The sequence below is a fragment of the Aeromicrobium sp. Sec7.5 genome (assembly GCF_036867135.1).
Lineage (GTDB): Bacteria > Actinomycetota > Actinomycetes > Propionibacteriales > Nocardioidaceae > Aeromicrobium.
On record NZ_JBAJIJ010000001.1, the window covers coordinates 447,475 to 465,140 of the forward strand.

Annotated in this window: 15 protein-coding genes and 1 pseudogene; 13 read left to right on the forward strand and 3 right to left on the reverse strand. The window is 65.7% G+C overall.

Features of this window, described 5'->3' with window-relative positions:
* Window positions 1-133 precede the first annotated feature (133 nt).
* From V6S66_RS02225 to V6S66_RS02280, 12 genes are all read left to right on the forward strand, one after another.
* Entirely contained in the window at window positions 134-1,978 is a 1,845-nt protein-coding gene (locus V6S66_RS02225; RefSeq protein WP_290582474.1) for an FAD-dependent oxidoreductase, read from the forward strand.
* Window positions 1,979-2,151: 173 nt separating this feature from the next.
* Window positions 2,152-2,841 (forward strand): ABC transporter permease, encoded by a 690-nt coding sequence (locus V6S66_RS02230; RefSeq protein WP_290582472.1) that lies wholly within the window; start codon window positions 2,152-2,154, stop codon window positions 2,839-2,841.
* 1 nt (window position 2,842) lies between these two features.
* On the forward strand, window positions 2,843-3,694 hold the full coding sequence (locus V6S66_RS02235; protein ID WP_290582470.1) for an MlaE family ABC transporter permease: 852 nt from the start codon (window positions 2,843-2,845) through the stop codon (window positions 3,692-3,694).
* A gap of 6 nt (window positions 3,695-3,700) precedes the next feature.
* Complete coding sequence (locus V6S66_RS02240) at window positions 3,701-4,867, forward strand: MCE family protein (RefSeq protein ID WP_334205144.1); 1,167 nt, start codon at window positions 3,701-3,703, stop codon at window positions 4,865-4,867.
* Window positions 4,864-5,922, forward strand: a complete 1,059-nt coding sequence (locus tag V6S66_RS02245; RefSeq protein ID WP_290582466.1) for an MCE family protein — start codon at window positions 4,864-4,866, stop codon at window positions 5,920-5,922. The genes V6S66_RS02240 and V6S66_RS02245 overlap by 4 nt, the downstream gene beginning before the upstream one ends.
* Entirely contained in the window at window positions 5,919-6,929 is a 1,011-nt protein-coding gene (locus V6S66_RS02250) for an MCE family protein (protein ID WP_334205145.1), read from the forward strand. The genes V6S66_RS02245 and V6S66_RS02250 overlap by 4 nt, the downstream gene beginning before the upstream one ends.
* Entirely contained in the window at window positions 6,926-8,113 is a 1,188-nt protein-coding gene (locus V6S66_RS02255) for an MCE family protein (RefSeq protein ID WP_334205146.1), read from the forward strand. Before V6S66_RS02250 ends, V6S66_RS02255 begins: the two co-directional genes overlap by 4 nt.
* Window positions 8,113-9,309, forward strand: coding sequence for an MCE family protein (locus V6S66_RS02260; RefSeq protein ID WP_334205147.1), 1,197 nt, complete (start codon window positions 8,113-8,115; stop codon window positions 9,307-9,309). Before V6S66_RS02255 ends, V6S66_RS02260 begins: the two co-directional genes overlap by 1 nt.
* A complete protein-coding gene (locus V6S66_RS02265) occupies window positions 9,309-10,616 on the forward strand; it encodes an MCE family protein (RefSeq protein ID WP_290582461.1) in 1,308 nt (435 codons plus the stop codon). Before V6S66_RS02260 ends, V6S66_RS02265 begins: the two co-directional genes overlap by 1 nt.
* The gene (locus V6S66_RS02270; RefSeq protein WP_290582459.1) at window positions 10,580-11,110 is read left to right on the forward strand and encodes a hypothetical protein; all 531 of its coding nucleotides are present in this window, start codon (window positions 10,580-10,582) and stop codon (window positions 11,108-11,110) included. Before V6S66_RS02265 ends, V6S66_RS02270 begins: the two co-directional genes overlap by 37 nt.
* Window positions 11,111-11,199: 89 nt before the next feature.
* Window positions 11,200-11,646, forward strand: coding sequence for a hypothetical protein (locus V6S66_RS02275; protein WP_290582457.1), 447 nt, complete (start codon window positions 11,200-11,202; stop codon window positions 11,644-11,646).
* Window positions 11,647-11,719: 73 nt separating this feature from the next.
* Window positions 11,720-12,664, forward strand: a complete 945-nt coding sequence (locus tag V6S66_RS02280; RefSeq protein WP_290582455.1) for an ABC transporter ATP-binding protein — start codon at window positions 11,720-11,722, stop codon at window positions 12,662-12,664.
* Between the two features lie 134 nt (window positions 12,665-12,798).
* On the opposite strand, the gene V6S66_RS02285 is transcribed toward V6S66_RS02280, so the two are convergent.
* The 3 genes and pseudogenes from V6S66_RS02285 to V6S66_RS02295 all read right to left on the reverse strand — a co-directional run bounded on the left by V6S66_RS02285 (window position 12,799) and on the right by V6S66_RS02295 (window position 15,882).
* Window positions 12,799-14,040, reverse strand: coding sequence for an NAD(P)/FAD-dependent oxidoreductase (locus V6S66_RS02285; RefSeq protein ID WP_290582452.1), 1,242 nt, complete (start codon window positions 14,038-14,040; stop codon window positions 12,799-12,801).
* 45 nt (window positions 14,041-14,085) lie between these two features.
* A pseudogene (locus V6S66_RS02290) lies at window positions 14,086-15,483 on the reverse strand (cytochrome P450); the annotation flags it as partial.
* A gap of 48 nt (window positions 15,484-15,531) precedes the next feature.
* Window positions 15,532-15,882 (reverse strand): 2Fe-2S iron-sulfur cluster-binding protein, encoded by a 351-nt coding sequence (locus V6S66_RS02295; RefSeq protein ID WP_334205149.1) that lies wholly within the window; start codon window positions 15,880-15,882, stop codon window positions 15,532-15,534.
* A gap of 1,019 nt (window positions 15,883-16,901) precedes the next feature.
* Here V6S66_RS02295 and V6S66_RS02300 point away from each other — a divergent pair.
* Window positions 16,902-17,627 carry a transglutaminase-like domain-containing protein gene (locus V6S66_RS02300; RefSeq protein ID WP_334205150.1) on the forward strand — a complete coding sequence of 242 codons (726 nt, stop codon included), beginning with the start codon at window positions 16,902-16,904 and terminating at the stop codon, window positions 17,625-17,627.
* The last annotated feature ends 39 nt before the right edge of the window (window positions 17,628-17,666 follow it).

The window sequence follows — 17,666 nt, forward strand, 5'->3', positions numbered from 1 at the left end:
CTAACTGCGAGCCTGTGCCGGTACTTCTGCGCACTCCGGGGCAGCCCGCTTGTCTGGAGCGACAACCACGGTCGTGGAACTTGTCCGAATCACCCAAGACGCACTCGGCCCCTGCGGGTTCAACTGATCTCTCATGCACGTGACGTCCGACACATGGCTTGGACGTCCAGAAGCTCGAGGAGTTCCGTTGACCGTCGCGACAGAGCCAGGAACCGCGCTGGACTTCGACGTGATCGTCGTCGGCTCGGGATTCGGCGGCTCGGTCGCCGCCCTCCGCCTGACCGAGAAGGGCTACCGGGTCGGCGTGATCGAGGCCGGTCGTCGCTTCGAGGACGACGAGTTCGCGAAGACTTCGTGGGACGCCCGCAGGTTTCTCTACGCTCCCCGGCTCGGGTGCTTCGGCATTCAGCGCATCCGGCTTCTGAAGGACGTCGTGGTTCTTGCCGGCGCTGGGGTCGGCGGAGGTTCTCTGGTCTACGCCAACACGCTCTACGAGCCGAAGTCCAGTGCCTTCTTCCGAGATCCCCAGTGGGCTCACATCACCGATTGGAAGGATGAGCTCACGCCTTTCTACGACCAGGCGAAGCGCATGCTCGGAGTCGTCGACAACCCCACGGTGACGCCGTCGGACGTGGTGCTCAAGCAGGTGGCCGACGAGATGGGCGTCGGCGAGACCTACCAGCAGACCCCGATCGGAGTCTGCTTCGGAGCCGACGGCAAGCGGCAGCCCGGCGAGGCCATCCCCGACCCCTACTTCGGTGGTGCGGGCCCCGAGCGTCGTGGCTGCATCGAGTGCGGCGAGTGCATGACCGGATGTCGGCACAACGCGAAGAACACCTTGGTCAAGAACTATCTGCACCTCGCCGAGCGCGCCGGCACCCAGGTCCTCGAGCGGACGACGGTGTCGGCTCTGCGTCCGCGGGCAGGAGGCGGGTACGAGGTCGTGACCCACCGCTCGGGACGGTCGACGCGCAGGTCGACGACGCTGACGGCCGAGCACGTCGTGCTGGCTGCAGGCACGTGGGGAACCCAGGAGCTCCTTCACGGCATGCGCCGCTCGGGCGACCTTCCGCGGATCTCAGACCGCCTGGGCTTCCTGACTCGCACCAACTCCGAGGCTCTGTGCGCCGCGAGCACCAAGGTCAGCAACCGCAAGAAGTACGACTTCCACCACGGCGTCGCCATCACCTCATCCATCCACCCAGATGAGAACACCCACGTCGAACCGGTCAGGTACGGCATCGGCTCCGGGATGATGGGCACCCTTCTGACGTTGATGACCGATGGTGGAGGCCGAACACCCCGATGGCTCCGGTGGATCGGCCAGGTCATTCGTCATCCCGGTCGATTCGCCTCGTCGATCTTTGGGCTCGGCAGCTGGCCCCAGCGCACCATCATCGCGTTGGTGATGCAGACTCACGACAACTCGATCACCGTGTTCCCGAAGAAGCGCGGCCGGAAGGTCCGTCTGACCTCGAAGCAGGGTCACGGGCTGCCCAACCCGACATGGATCCCTGCGGGCAACGACATCGTGCGCTCCATGGCCGACAAGATCGACGGTGGCTCGTACAGCACCATCGGCGAGGTCTTCAACATTCCGATGACGGCCCACTTCCTGGGCGGATGCCCGATCGGCGACTCACCGCAGAGCGGTGTGATCGACCCGTATCACCGTCTCTACGGCCACCCCGGGATCCATGTCGTCGATGGAGCTGCCATCTCGGCGAACCTCGGCGTCAACCCCAGCCTGACGATCACGGCGCAGGCCGAGCGGGCCATGTCGCTCTGGCCCAACAAGGGCCAGGACGATGAACGGCCGGCGCTCGGGACGTCGTACGAGCGTCTCGCCGCCGTGCGACCTGAGCACGAGGTCGTGCCCCCGTCGGCTCCTGCTGCCCTGCGGCTTCCCTTGTTCGTCGTGCAGACCCCGAAGACCGAGCCCGCAGCTGCGCCTCAGGCCACCGGATTCGGCGGGTGACGGCCGTTCAGGACTCGCCCCGACCTGAGGGCGAGACCCCGAAGGACCCAGCACCTCCCACCAGGGCCGAGATCGAGCGCGAGGCTTTGACCTTCAACCCTTTCGCCAAGGTCCTCAACGGATTCGGCCTGGTGGGCGATTTCTACAGGTTCTGCGGACGAACCTTCCGGACCATGTTCACGCGGCGGCCCGTCGTCGACGAGATCGTGCAGCAGGCCTGGTTCATCTCGTCGGTCTCGATCATGCCCGCCATCATGGTCTCGATCCCGCTGTGCATGATCATCGTCTTCCAGGTCAACCAGCTGCTGATCCAGATCGGGGCCGTCGACCTCGCCGGCGCCGGTGCCGCCGTTGCGGTGATCCGAGAGATCGGTCCGATCGTCAGCGTCCTGGTGGTCGCCGGCGCCGGTGCCACAGCGGTGTGCGCCGACCTCGGCGCACGCAAGATCCGTGAAGAGATCGACGCCATGGAGACGCTCGGCATCGATCCGATCCACCGTCTGGTGGTGCCGCGAGTCATCGCTTCCACGGTCATCGCGGTCGCACTGAACGGCATGGTGTCGATCGTCGGCCTGGCCGGCGCCTACTACTTCTCCGTGGTGCTCCAGGGGGCCACTCCGGGGCTGTTCATTGACGGTCTCACGCTGCTGGTGGGCACACCCGACTTCTGGGCCTCGAGCCTGAAGGCTGCGGTCTTCGGCCTCCTGGCCGGACTTGCAGGCTGCTACCTCGGCCTGAACGCCAAGGGTGGGCCGAAGGGAGTCGGTGAGGCCGTCAACCAGACCGTCGTCCTTGCCTTCCTGATGCTGTTCGCTGCGAACACCATCATCACGTCGATCTTCCTGCAGCTGAAGGGGGCCTGACATGTCGTCAGAGAGTGGCGCCGCGCTTCGTCGCCGAGTCGGTTCGGTCGCCACAGCGCCCGTGAGGTCGATCTCGGACCTCGGTGGTCAACTGATGTTCTATGCACGGGCGATCGCCTGGATTCCGATGGTGGTGCGCAAGTACCCCAAGGAGATCCGCCGGCTCCTCGCTGAGGTCAGCATGGGGTCGGGCGCCATGGCGGCGGTCGGAGGCACGGTGTTCGTCGTGTTCTTCCTGTCGCTCGCCATCGGCATCCAGGTCGGTCTCGAGGCCTTCACCACCTTCGGCAACATCGGTGTGGGAGCGCTCTCCGGCTTTTTCTCCGCCTACTTCAACACCCGCGAAGCCGCGCCGATCATGGCGTGCATCGCGTTGACGGCCACGGTCGGAGCGGGCTTCACGGCGCAGCTCGGCGCCATGCGCGTCAGCGAGGAGATCGATGCACTCGACGTCATGGCGGTCCCTTCGGTGCCGTACCTCGTGACGACCCGGATCGTCGCCGGCATGATCGCGGTCGTCCCGCTGTTCGCGATCGGCCTGATCACGATGTTCCTCGCGACGCAGGTCATGGTCACGGTGGCGTTCGGACAGGCCACGGGAACGTACCAGCACTACTTCGACACGTTCCTCGTGCCGGGAGACGTCGCTCTGGCCGGCCTCAAGGTGCTGCTGACGGCCGTCATCATCATGTGCGTCTGCTGCTACTACGGCTACACCGCCAGCGGGGGACCGGCTGGTGTGGGCCGATCCGTTGGCCGTGCCGTCCGGACGTCACTGATCACGGTGATGGCCATCGACCTGGTCTTCGGTATCGCCTTCTGGGGCGCGCCGACGGTCTACATCGCGGGCTGAGGGCACATGAACGAGACCAAGAGACTCCTGTCGGGCGTGGCCTTCATCGCCATGATCGTGTTGATCGCGGTTGCCACCGTGATGTCCTACCAAGGCAAGTTCACCTCGGCGCAGTCCTTCACCGTCACCAGCGACCGTGCGGGCCTGACTTTGACGGCCGGGGCGACCGTGAAGCTGCGCGGCGTGCAGGTCGGGGAAGTCTCCTCGGTCGAGCCGTCGGGTGACGGCGCCATCATCACGGTCGACGTCTACAGCGACAAGGTCGACATGATGACGTCCGACCTGACCGTCCAGATCGTTCCGCCGACGGCGTTCGGTGCCAAGTACGTCCAGCTCAGCGGAGACGTTGGCAACCCCGGTGAGCAGCTCGCCGAGGGCGACCAGCTCCAGGCCGACGCGGTCACCGTCGAGGTCAACGACGTCTTCACCGACCTGGCGGGCGTCCTGTCGGCAGCGGGTGCGGATCGAGTCAACCAAGCCGTCACCGCCACGGCCGACCTGCTCGAAGGCCAGGGCGACACGTTGAACACCCTGGTCGGCGATGTCGACACCTACCTCGGTGAGCTCAACACGACTCTCGGTGATCTGGACAGCGACCTCGAGCGAGCCCAGTCGGTCGTCGACATCTACGACCAGGCGGCTCCGGACCTGCTGACGACCCTGACCCAGCTCACCACGACGGCGGACACGTTGTCCGATCGCGAGGGGCAGATCGATCAAGTGCTGACCGACGTCTCGACGTTCACGGCAACAGCCCAACCGTTCGTGGCCGACAACAGTCCGCGCGTCGCCAGCGTGCTCGATCTCCTGAGGTCCCCCACCGACATGCTCCGCAGCTACTCGTCCAACCTCCAGTGCATCTTCGAGGGAACGGCCAGCAACGCCGAGCTCGCGACCCAGGCCGTGGGCGGGGCCAAGCCCGGCATCAGCGTCTACACGCGTCTGCAGCCGACCGACCGCGGATTCTCCGTCGAGGACAACCTCTACCGCATCGGTCCGGACCTGGGCCCGAACTGCTTCGGGCTGCCGTCCATCTCCCAGACCGACTCCGAAGCGGCCGGTTACGACTTTGGTACAGGTGACCCGCACGACGCGGGTGACGTCAAGGGTCCGGGCGGCGAGCTCGCGACGACGTTCTTCGGGACCTTCTCCGGACTGCTGGGCCTGCGATGAAGAAGCTCTTGGACATTCTGCGGATCAAGCGCAGCACCCGCGGCGACCTCGTCAAGCTCACGATCTTCCTCGTGGTCGCGAGCTTCCTGACGGCCTACCTGTACGTGGTCACGGCCAACGACCGCTCGGGCGACGCTCGCCCCTTCGCGGCCCGCTTCGAGAACATCTCGGGCCTCGAGGTAGGCAGCGACGTGCGAGTCGCCAGCGTCGTGGTCGGCAAGGTGTCGGACATCGATGTCGCCAGCGACGGGATCGTCACGGTTTCGTTCGACCTCAATCGCAAGGTCGAGCTGACGGACCGGAGCACGGCCACCGTCCGATACAAGAACCTCATCGGTGACCGGTTCCTACAGCTCGGGCAAGGCGAACCGGGCGGCACGGCCCTGAAGCAAGGGGAGGTCATCGCTGTGGAGCGGACGTCAGCCGCTCTCGATCTCGATACCCTCCTCAACGGCTTCAAGCCGCTCTTCGTGGGGTTGAACCCCCAACAGGTCAACCAACTCTCCGAGGACCTGATCCTCGTGCTGCAGGGACAGGCCTCCGAGATCACGAGCCTGCTGGCGACCGTGGGGTCCCTCACCTCCACGCTGGGCGAACGTGACGAGCTCGTGGGACAGGTCATCCAGAACCTCGACACCGCTCTCGCCTCGGTCAACGGAGGCGACGACGCTCTCGAGGGCGTCATCGTCCAGCTGAGCCAGTTCACCGACGGGCTCGACGAGGACGCCACGGCCGTGCTCGATGCCGCTGCCCAGATCAACACGCTGTCGACCGACGCTGCCGCGCTGCTGGCCGACGCACGCCCGGACTTCACCGGCGTCCTCGCGCACCTCCAGGGCGTGGCGACCACGCTGAACGAGAATCGAGAGTTTCTCGACACGACCCTCGAGACGCTTCCCAGTCACTACCAGCAGGTCAACCGAACGGGGGCGTACGGCGACTTCTTCAACTTCTTCCTCTGCGGGATCCGCGTCCGGTTGACGCCGGAGAACGACCCCAACGCCGCAATCGTGACTCCGTTCATCAACTCCGGAGTCGAGAGGTGCCAGTCATGAGCTCGAGCAGGAAGGAGCGCCGGCTGTCCTCGGCGACCGTAGGTCTCATCGGCACGGTGACCCTCGCCGTCCTGATGGTGGTCGCCTACCGGTTCGATCAGCTCCCGTTCGTCGCGAGCGACCGGGTGCTGAGCGCCGACTTCGCCGAGATCGGCACCCTGCGACCAGGTGATGACGTGCTCGTCTCCGGAGCGACCGTCGGGGAGGTCCGGGAGGTCGAGCTGGTCGACCAGCACGTCAAGGTCACGTTCCGCGTCGACGAGCTGGATGTGACGATCGGATCGGCGAGCGAGGCCCGCGTCGTCACGACGACGCTCCTCGGGCAGGCTGCCCTGGAGATCCGTCCCGCTGGCGGCGGCAACCTCATGCGAGGTGACGCCATCGCGATCGAACGCACGAGCTCGCCCTACGACATCACCCAGGCTCTGTCCCAACTCACGACGGAGATCGACGACATCGACGTCGGCCAGCTCAGCGACGCCGTGAGCACGGCGGCTGAAGTGTTCCAGGACTCACCCGAGGAATTGCGGGCCACCGTCGACGGTGTGACCCAGCTGGCCGACGTCCTCGCTGCGAATGACACCGAGCTCACCAGTCTCGTCGGCCGCGCAGAGGAGGTCTCCGGTGTCCTCGCAGACCGGGACGCCGAGATCTCCACACTGTTGCAGTCGGGCGACCAGCTCCTGGGTCAGCTCAGCGCGCGACGTGACCTCGTGGTCCAGCTGGTCGAGAACGTGGAAGCACTCGCCGCCCAGCTGTCCGGCCTCGTGGCTGACAACTCCGCCGTGCTGCAACCGACCCTCGAGCAGGTGAACGGGGTTCTGGACCTCCTGAACGAGAACCGCGAAAACCTGGAGGGCGTCCTGTCGGGTGTCGCGAGCTACGCGATGGTCTTCGGCGAGGCGCTCGCCTCGGGGCCGTTCTTCGACGCCTACGTCGCCAACCTGACCGAACCGGGGACGCTGGTCCCGGTTCTCTCCGACGTCCTGGAAGGACTTCCGCAGTGAGCATTCGTCAGTGGATCGCCTTCGGCGTCGTCGCGACCGTGGCGATCGCCATGCTCGTCGGCGTGCGTGGCAGCGACAAGGAGGTCACCGCCTACTTCTCGTCCGCGGTAGGCCTCTACCCGAAGGACGAGGTGCGTGTCCTGGGCGTCAAGGTCGGCACGGTCACGAAGGTCGAGCCCCAAGGCGAGGTCGTGAAGGTGACCCTCAAGATCGACGACGACCAGCCGATCCCCGCCGATGCGCAGGCGGCCATCATCGCGCCGAATCTCGTGAACGGTCGATTCGTCCAGCTCGCGCCGATCTACGACGGCGGCAAGAAGCTCACGGACGGTGACGAGATACCGGTGGAGCGCACTGCCGTGCCGATCTCGTTCGACGAGGTCAAGCAAGAGCTGACCGACCTATCCACGGCACTGACAGCCAACGAAGCCGGACAGGCTCCGCTCTCGGACGTCATCACGGCGCTCGACGGAAACCTGGCCGGCGGCACGGCCCAGAGCCTGGCGACCTCGCTCGCCTCACTGCGCGAAGCAGCCACCGACCTCTCCTCCGACAGTGGTGACATCTTCACCACGATCGACCAGCTGAACACCTTCACCGAGAACCTCGTGGTCAATGACGTCGCTCTGCGGAGCGCGACGCAGGATCTGGAGACCTTCGCCGGCACCTTGGACGGAAGCTCGGAACAGATCGGCGCCGCGATCAGCACGCTCCAGGTGGCTCTGGCCGACGTCGGCGCCTTCGTCCAACAGAATCGAGCGACCGTCGCGACCACCTTCGACCAGCTGGTTCCGGTGGCCGAGACGGTGGCCAACCAGTCCAATGACCTGGCACAGCTCCTCCACCTCGCACCTGCCGCTGTCGAGAACTTCTACGGCACGGTCGAGAACTCCGCCATCACCGGTCGGCTGGCCCTGGCCAACCTGAACAGCACAGGAGAGCTCCTCTGCGGACTGGTGCTTTCGATCGGTCCCAACGCCGAAGCGTGTCGACAGGCTCTCTCCCCCCTCTTCGACCTCCTCGGCCTCGAACCCTTGCCGCTCTCACCGGGGACTGCGGAACTGTCACAGCCCGAGACTGAGTCGACGCCGCAGGCCCCGGCCGCGACGAGCCCGGCGCCGACCAATCCACTCGTCCAGCTGCTCGCACCGTTCGGTCTGCTGACGACAGGAGGAGCACCGTGATGACCCGCCGCACGTCCCTGGCGATCGTCGCCGCTCTCTTCGCGAGCGGATGCATGGCTCACCCCAACGAGGTGGCCCTGCCGGGGCAGGCGGCCCTCGGCGACGACGGCTACACGGTCAAGGCGACCTTCGACTCGGTCGACAACCTCGTGCCGAACTCCGCCGTCCAGCGGGATGACGTCGTCATCGGGACCGTCACTGGCGTCGAGGTCGAGGACTGGAAGGCCGTCGTCACGATGCGACTGCTCGACGATGTCAAGCTCCCCGGGAACGCCAGCTTCACCGTCGGTCAGAAGACCCTCCTGGGCGCCCAGTTCGTGGACGTCGTCGACCCCGCAGAGCCTTCAGGCACCCTCGCCGAGGGGGCGAGCGTCGACCAGACCGTGACCGGCGTCTACCCCGCGACCGAGGACATCCTCGCCGCCGTGTCATTGCTGCTCAACAACGGCGGACTCTCGCAGCTCTCCACCATCACCACGGAGCTGAACACCACGCTTGCCGACCGGGTCCCCCAGACACGTGACGCGATCACCCAGCTCAACGACCTCACGACCACCCTCGACAATCGGCGCGGTGAGATCGTCGCGACCTTGGAGTCCCTCAACTCCCTCGCCGGCCAGGTGGCCGCGCAGAAGGAGACGGTCACGACCGCCATCAGCTCGATCTCACCGGGACTCGAGGCCCTCGAGAACCAGCGGGCCGACCTCGTCTCGACGACCACGGCCCTCGGGCAGTTCAGCGCGGTGACCAACCAGCTGATCAACACGAGCCAGGAAGCACTGCTCGCCAACCTCGGTGCACTGGAGCCGCTGCTCGCCGACCTCGAGGCCTCCGGAGACGCGCTCCCGCGCTCCCTCGACCTGCTGCTCACGGTGCCGTTCCCGGTCTCGACCACTCAGAACGCGCTGAAGGGGGACTACGCGAATCTCTTCATCACCCTGGATGCGTCCGTGCCGTCGCTCGCCTCGGCATTCCTCGGACCGACGCTGAACCCGCCGTCGAACATCGATCCGAGTGCGGCGGCGCCCGACTCCGGACTCTCACAGACCTTGGACGAAATGCTTCAACAACTCACGACGCCCGGGGCCGCGGCACCGGGGCCCACGGCGACTACGCCGGCTCCGAACACCGGAGAGGCGACCCCGCCGACACCCGCACCGTGCAACTTGCTCTCGCAACTCCTGGGGATGTGCTGATGCTGACCCGGCGCGCGCGTGCGCAGCTGATCATCTTCGCCATCCTGGGCGGCTCTGCACTGGTCTTCGCGACCTTGGTCTATGGGGACGCTCCGCGATCGACAGGCGTCACCCACACGTCGGTCACCATCGAGTTCGACGACGTGAGCGGTCTCTATCCCCGCGCCCTCGTCTCCTACCGCGGTGTCAAGGTCGGTCAGGTGGATTCGCTCGACTTCCGTGACGACGGCGTCTCGGTGAAGGTCTACCTCGAGAAGGGCGCCGACGTGCCCACGGACGTGCAGGCGCAGATCAAGAGCACCTCGGCGATCGGTGAACAGTTCATCGATCTTCTCCCGCAGAGCGCCGAGGGGCCTTACCTCGCCGGAGGAGACACCATCCCGGCTTCACAGACCTCCGGTCTGCTGCAGATCACCCCGGTCCTGGAGAGCGCCGACGCATTGGTGGAGTCGGTCCCGCTCGAGCAGACCGCGAACCTTCTCGACCAGCTCGAGGTCGCGATCGGCGGGTCCGGTCAGGACTTCTCGCAGATCGTGGACGACTCGAACGAGATCCTCGACGCGGCACAGCAACGCGTGCTGGCCACGACCGGACTCATTGAGAACCTGGACCCGGTCATCGACTCGCAGCTCGCGTTGGCGGAGTCGACCGCGGCAGCGCTGAGGTCGTTGGCGGGCCTCACCACCCAGCTGAGCCTCAGTGACCAGGACCTCGAGTCGCTCCTCGACAACGCACCGTTGGCCCTCGACGAGACAGGAGCCCTGGTGAAGGATCTGGAGTCCTCGGTCCCGGCGACGCTCCAAAGTGCCGAGTCCGTCGCCGAGGTGGTCAACGTGTACGAGGACTACCTGCGCCAGACGATCATCACCTATCCGGCGTTGCAGTCCCGGCTGCAGAGCGTTCTGCTTCCTCACGCCAATGCCGGGGAGGCCAAGCTCGACCTCAGGACGAATCTGGGCGACCCACCCCCGTGTCTCGAGGGCTACCTCCCGGTGTCGCAGCGCCGCGACCCGGCGGACCTGTCCGACGTGGAAGCCGCCCCGCTGCACTGCCAGGCTCCCGCCACCAGCGAGTCCGCAGTCCGCGGCGCCCGGAACACGCCCTGTCCCAACGACCCGACTCGTCGATCGGCCACGCCGATCGGATGTGGCTTGGTGTTCGACGGGTCGCTGCCGGCCACTGCGGCTTCGGTGCCGCTTCCCACGGGTGACGCGACACCGGGGATGCTGGAGCTGCTCGGTGCCGCGTCGACCGGTGGCGGATCGGCGTCGTGGACGACCCTGTTGACCGGGCCGGTGGCCCGGTGATCGCGGCGCTTCGGGAAGGACTCCAGAAATGGTGGGTCGCCGTCGTCGTCCTGGCCATCCTGGCGGCTGCTGCCTGGGGCTGGACGCAGTGGCGCGATCTCTCGGAGATCCGCGGTGTCGAGGACGCCGATGCCGCTGCAGTGGACGCGGCCTCGAGGACCGTGACCGCTCTGATCGACGTCGACGCGGCCAGCGCCGACGAGGCCCTGGCCGACGTCCTGGATCTGAGCACTGAGGACTTCAGGGAACAGTTCGAGTCCCAGGCGGAGACGTTCCGAAACGCGTTGACCACCTCGAGCGTGGAGGCATCGGGTGAGGTTGTCGCTGCAGGTCTCGTCTCTCGAGACGACGGCAACGCAACGGTGGCCGTGGCCGCGACGGGCACCGTCAGCCAGGGCCAACCTGGCACCTCGACGCCGCGCTACTACCGCATGACGGTCGATCTGGTGCAGACGGACGGCAGATGGCTCGTGTCCGGGATGGCGTTCGTATGAGGGGCGTCAGCGCGGCCACCGAAGCTGGGCGACGACTCATTGCCCTGGCAGCGGCATCACTCGGACGCAAGTCCGGTCAAGCCGTCGTCGTGGGCCTGCTCGTCGCCGTGCTCGCGGGAAATGTGGCGCTGCGAGTCGCCATCGATGACGCGAGGGACGGCCAGGGATCGGGGACGGCGGCTCTGGAGTCGGCCTCGACCCGGATCCCCGTCATGCTGTCGTACGACTTCCGGACCTTCGACGCCCACGTCGACCTCGCTGTCGGCAACACCACGGGCGAATTCGCAGACGAGATGCGGGCAACGCTCACCCAGCAGATCAAGCCGGACGTCGAGGCGCGCCGAGTCGTCAATCAGGTACAGGTTGCCTCCGCAGGAGTCGTGAAATCGAGCGATGACTCGGTGACGGTGCTGATGCTGATGACTCAGGTGACCCAGGCCGGTGCCGAGGCGCCCGTCACTGGCGGCGTGCGGGTGCTGGCCACGATGAAGAACACCGACGACGGCTGGTTGGTGTCTGGCCTCGAGCCCATCTGATCGGCCGAGCGGCCGCCGCTCCCGTGGTGTCCGCGCTTGAGTATCGTCCAGCAGCTAGCTGAAGGAGTTTTCCGTGGGTGTTGAGGTCAGGGTCGAGGGTCTGACGAAGAAGTTCGGGTCGCAGGTGATCTGGAACGACGTGTCGTTGACGCTTCCCGCGGGTGAGATCTCGGTCATGCTGGGCCCCTCGGGTACCGGCAAGTCGGTGTTCCTCAAGACCGTGATCGGTCTGCTGAAGCCTGACAAGGGTCATGTGTGGATCGAGGGCACTGACATTGCGAACTGTTCGGAGAAGGACCTCTACGAGATCCGCAAGCTGTTCGGGGTGCTGTTCCAGGACGGGGCGATGTTCGGCTCGATGGACCTCTACGACAACGTGGCGTTCCCGCTGCGTGAGCACACCAAGAAGTCGGAGTCGGAGATCCGTCAGGTCGTGATGGACAAGATGGAGCTGGTGGGTCTGACGGGGGCCGAGAACAAGCTCCCCGGTGAGATCTCCGGCGGCATGCGCAAGCGTGCGGGCTTGGCGCGTGCGTTGGTGCTTGATCCGGAGATCCTGTTGATCGACGAGCCGGACTCGGGGTTGGACCCGGTCCGCACGGCCTACATCAATCAGCTGTTCATCGACCTGAACGCGCAGATCGATGCGACGTTCCTGATCGTGACCCACGACATCAACACCGCCCGCACCGTCCCGGACAACATCGGTCTGCTCTACCACAAGCACCTGGCGATGTTCGGTCCCCGCGAGATGCTGCTGTCCAGCACCGAGCCGGTCGTGGCGCAGTTCCTTAACGCCCAACGGGTCGGTCCGATCGGGATGTCGGAGGAGAAGGACGCCGACGAGCTCGCCGCGGAGTCCGGCATCGACATGCCGCCCCTGCCCCCGATCCCGGTCCAGCTCGAGCCCTCCGACGGCCGTCCCCGCCGCGGCCAGCGTGAGCCCGGCAAGTGGTGCCGCGACAACGGCATCACCCCGCCCCCCGGCTCGTTCGGCGCGCACGAGTCTCTCGTCTGAGGGTCGACCTGACGAGCCCGGGTGAGGGGGTCGTCAGGGCTGATCCCCGGGATTTGAGCTATCGGGTCGTGACTGCCCAGGTCTTCTGGGCTTGACGGTGCCGGCCCACCACGAATCCTCGTGGCGGGGCGGGGTCAGCCTGCGGTGACGGGTGCCGCTGTCAGCAGGGAGAGCAGCACGGTGTCAGGATCGGCCAAGAGATCTCGGTTCGGCGACAGCCCTTGGGTGAGGGCGCGCTTGGCGAAGGCGAACTCCTGCGGCCGGTTGACACAGTCGGCGGCAATCAGTTGCCCGCCGTTGAAGTAGAAGCACGCGAAGCCACGCCCGGCCGCCGGGTCGCCCCGCAGCACGATCTCGTCGAAGCCAGTGTTGAGGCCCGCGATCTGCAGCTTCAGGTCGAACTGATCCGACCAGAACCACGGCAGTGCCGCGATCTCCTTGTCCTTCCCGCAGATCGTCGCGGCGACGGTCTTGGCGTGCTCGACCGCATTGGGGACCGACTCCAGACGTATCTGACGTCCGTAGCGACGATCGAGGAAGGTGGCGCAGTCGCCGGCCGCGAAGATGTGCGGATCATTGGTCCGCCCGTGCCCGTCGATGACGATGCCGTCGTCCACGGCCACACCAGCTTCGTCGGCGAGCTCGACGTTGGGCACGACGCCGATGCCGACAATCACCATGTCGGCAGCGATGAGGTCACCGTCGGCGAGTCGGACACCCTCCACGTGATCGTCGCCCTCGATCGCGGCTACCCCGACGCCCAGCCGCAGGTCGACGCCCGCTTCACGGTGCACGCGATCGTAGAACGCGGAGACTTCGGGAGCCGTGACCCGCTGCAGGACTCGGTCGGCCGCCTCAAGCACCGACACCGTGGCCCCCAGGTCTCGAAGGCACGCCGCCGTCTCCAGGCCGATGTATCCAGCCCCGATGATCACCACGTGGCTCGAGGGGGTGAGCCCATCGCGAATGCCGCCAATGTCGGCGGCATCACGCAGATAATGCACTCCGGCCAGGTCTGACCCCGGCAGGCTCAGACGGCGTGGCCGTGCACCCAGGCACAGCACGAGGTGGTCGTAGGTGAGGGCCCCACCGTCTGCCAGCTCCACCGTTCGCGCGGAGCGGGTGATGGCCGTGACTCGAGCCTGGCGGAAGGTGACCTCCTGCTTGCCGTAGAACTCCGGCTTCCGGATCAGCAGCTCGTCCAGGGTCGACGTGCCGGCTAGAAAAGTCTTCGACAGCGGCGGGCGCTGATAGGGCAACGAGGGCTCGTCACCGACCAGGAGGATCTCCCCGGACCAGCCCTCCTGGCGCAGGCTCGCACACAACTGGGCGCTCGCGTGGCTCGCTCCGACGATAAGTACTCGGCCGTCATCCATGGTCTGGCACTCCGCTCGCCACGATCATTGCGGCTCAGTCAGTCGCGGGGTGAGCTTGACGATCATCTTCTCGTAGCCCTTCACGAAGTTGGACTGGACGTACTCTGGCTCGCCGATGACCTCGATGTCGTCGAATCGGGCCAACAGCTCCTCCCACAGGATGCGCAGCTGCATTTCGGCGAGACGGTTGCCCATACAGCGGTGCACACCGAAGCCGAAGGACATGTGGTTGCGCGCGTTCGAGCGGTCGATGATGAACTCGTCCGGGCTGTCGAACTGGCGCTCGTCCCGGTTGCCGGACGCGTACCACATCACGACCTTGTCGCCCTTGCGGATGAACTGACCACCGAAGTGGACGTCCTTCGTGGCGATGCGCCGCATGTAGGCCAGCGGGGTCTGCCACCGGATGATCTCTGAGACCAAGTTGGGGATCAGGGACGGGTTGGCCTTGAGCTTCTCGAACTGGTCCGGGAACTGATTCAGGGCCAGCACACCGCCCGACATCGAGTTGCGCGTCGTGTCGTTGCCGCCGACGATCAGCAGGGTCAGGTTGCCCAGGAACTCCAGCGGCTTCTTGATCAGGTCCTTGGTGTCCTCCGACGTCTGCATCAACGTGACGAGATCGAAGCCGGGCTCTTCACCCTGCTCTCGCCTCGCCGCCTTGTCGTGCCACAGAGCCATGAAGCCGCGGGCCAGATCTCCGATTGCCTCGTAGAAGTCGTCCTGATGCGTCGAGCCGCCGGTGGCTTCGGCGATGCCACTGATCGTGTCGGACCAGTAGGTCAGCTTGCGCCGCTCCTCGTAGGGGAAGTCGAGCAGCGTCGCCAGCATGCGGCCCGTGATCTCTATCGAGACGCGATCGACCCAGTCGAACGGCTGGTCGGTCGGCAGGTTGTCGAGCACCTCCTGGACCCGCTCCCGGATGAGGGACTCCATCTCCTTCAAGTTCTTGGGAGCGACCACCGCTTGGACGGCCTTGCGCTGCTGGTCGTGCTTGGGCGGATCCATCGCGATGAACATGTCGATGTCGAGCGGCACGTTGCCGATGATGATGTCGGGCTCTGCCGAGAACTCGTCGGGGTTGGTGTCGACGGCCTGGATGTCCGCATAGCGGGTGATCGACCAGAACGGGCCGAACGGGCTGTCGGCGAGGAAGTGGACGGGTGCCTCGTCGCGGAGCCGCTTGAAGTAGGAGTGCCACTTGCCCTGGCGGAACAGGAAGGGGTTGCTGACGTCGATCTCGGTCAACGGGACGTCCGCGACATCAGGAATCGGGCGCTCGACGAAGACCAGCGGCCGACCCATCCCGACGAACCGCTTGGCCTTCTCGACCAAGTGGGCAGCCTTGACCTGACGGTCCACGGGAACGGTCGCCTGGAAGGTGTTCTTGACCCTGACCTTGGTCTTCGCGATGACGCTGTCGGTGGTGTTGAGGGTGTTCATGAGTTTGATCGACCGCCTGTCGTAGGAGTTGGAGGAAGAAGTGGTGGACTACATCTGGAACTCGGGAAGGCGCACCGTCAGTCCGGCCAAGGCCTCGCATGCCGTGACCTGACACGCCAACCGCGAGCTCGACTCGCATTCGGGGGACATCTCGAGCATCTGGCCCTCCTGTTCGCTGCGAGTGCCGACGGTCGAGATCCACTTGCTGTCGACGATGATGTGGCAGGTGCCGCACGCGGCCTCGCCGCCGCAGTCGCCGTCGATACCCGGAACGGCGCTCCCCAGAGCCATCTCCATGAGCGACTCTCCTTCCAGGATCGCCACTTCGTGGGCGGTGCCGTCGTGCTCGATGAAGGTGACAGGTCGCATGGTGATTTCCTCGTGGGTGAGCGGATTCATCGGTGGCCCCAGCTGGAGAGGCGGCCGCTCACGAAGGGATCGATGCGGGCCGACTGGTCCCACGACATCTGCGGTGCATTTGTGCCGCGCTGCCTGACCGTCATGGCCATGGGATCGTCCCTTCGTGAGTGGGTCTCGCGTGACTGGTGGCGTCCAAGGTCGTGCGCCTGGGACGCACTGTGTGGTGCGCCACACGTCTTAAGTCAGTGAACGGGAATCGGCGGCTGATTCTCCCGGGAAGTCTGAACAGAACTTCGCCCTCGATTTGTGCAGGACTCTCAAAATAGGTGTCCGCCGCCGAGTGGCGCCGGGGTCCCGGCGTCCCCTGCATGCCGCGCGAGCAGGGCAACGAGGTCCTGCGACGTTCTCCTGCCGCTCATCGAACGCTGAGAGGGGGCGCCCTGCGGAATCTCAAGCTGCTCCAGCACGCCAAAGTTCCGGAGCTGTGGAGCGGCGTCGCGTTTCGGTGCTTCGGTGCTTCGGTGCTTCGGTGCTTCGGTAGACCGTAGGGCAGGCCAAGATGTCACCTGTGGTGCAGCAGTCCCTATGGAGGTTTAGGGATGGCCGGGCTGGACTCGGGAGAGTGGTGTGGCTCTAACGTGCTGACGGGGTGCGGCGAGGGGGCGTGAGCCGTCGGTGTCTAATTCGCGGTCGAGGTGGGAACTGCTGGCGCGGGCGAACGCCACAGGGGACAGAAGCGAGGCTCTGTTGCTGCGTTGACAAAAATGAAGAAATGTCACAGCATGGCGAGGGCGTGGTGCTGCCCGGTCGGTTGGGTGTCGTCACCGTCAGAACTCAAGTCATGTCGGCGCTGCTCGTCCTCTCGAAGGTACGACCTTCGGGGAGCAAACGACGTCGATTGGGATTGCGGCGAAAGGACATCCGGTGACGAGCCTCTCGTCGGAGTTGAAGGTCGGCGTCGTGCCTGTTCGTCGACACGACGTAGGTGGCGACGACCTGGATCGGGTTGGGCGCTCGATGGTCCGTGCTGCCGTGTCGCAGAGCAAAGTGGAACTCGGATGATTCAGTCGCCGGAAGCTTTCCTTGGAGCCACGGAGTTTCTCGACATCGAGCACGAGGCTGTCCGCGAGTTCACGGCAGTGGCAGTTGGTAGTGCGAGCACCGATCGAGAGAGGTCGGCTCGTTTGTTCACGGCGGTCCGCGATCAGATTTGGTACGACCCCTACTCGGCGTCGGAAGACCCTGCTCACTACCGAGCGAGCTTCGTCCTAGAAGCGGGGCGTGCCTACTGCGTTCCCAAGGCGGTGCTGCTGACTGCGGTGTGCCGGGCCGCCGGGATCCCGGCTCGGCTCGGCTTCGCCGACGTCCGTAATCATCTGCAGACTGAGTCACTGCGCAGCCTCATGAGCGGGTCGGACTTGTTCGTTTACCACGGCTACAGCTCGCTCTTCATCGACGGTAAATGGGTGAAGGCGACGCCCGCGTTCAACTCCGAGCTGTGCGCTCGATTCGGCGTTCCCCCGGTCGAGTTCGATGGCGAGCGCGACGCGCTGATGCATGCCTTCACCGCCGACGGAACTCAGCATATGGAGTACGTCCGGGACCGTGGTGTCTTCGACGACTTGCCGCTGACCGAGATCCTGACGGAGCTTCGGCGTTCCTATGGGTCGCTATTGGTCACCTCCGCGGCGCCAGTCGCGGATGAGTTCACTGAAGCTCCTGCCACCAACGCATCCTCCGGTGGCAGCTCTCGTCCGCTCGACTCGCCGGCGGATCGCCGATGACCACGACCGCACCCCGAACCTGCCCCCAGCCCTTACAGG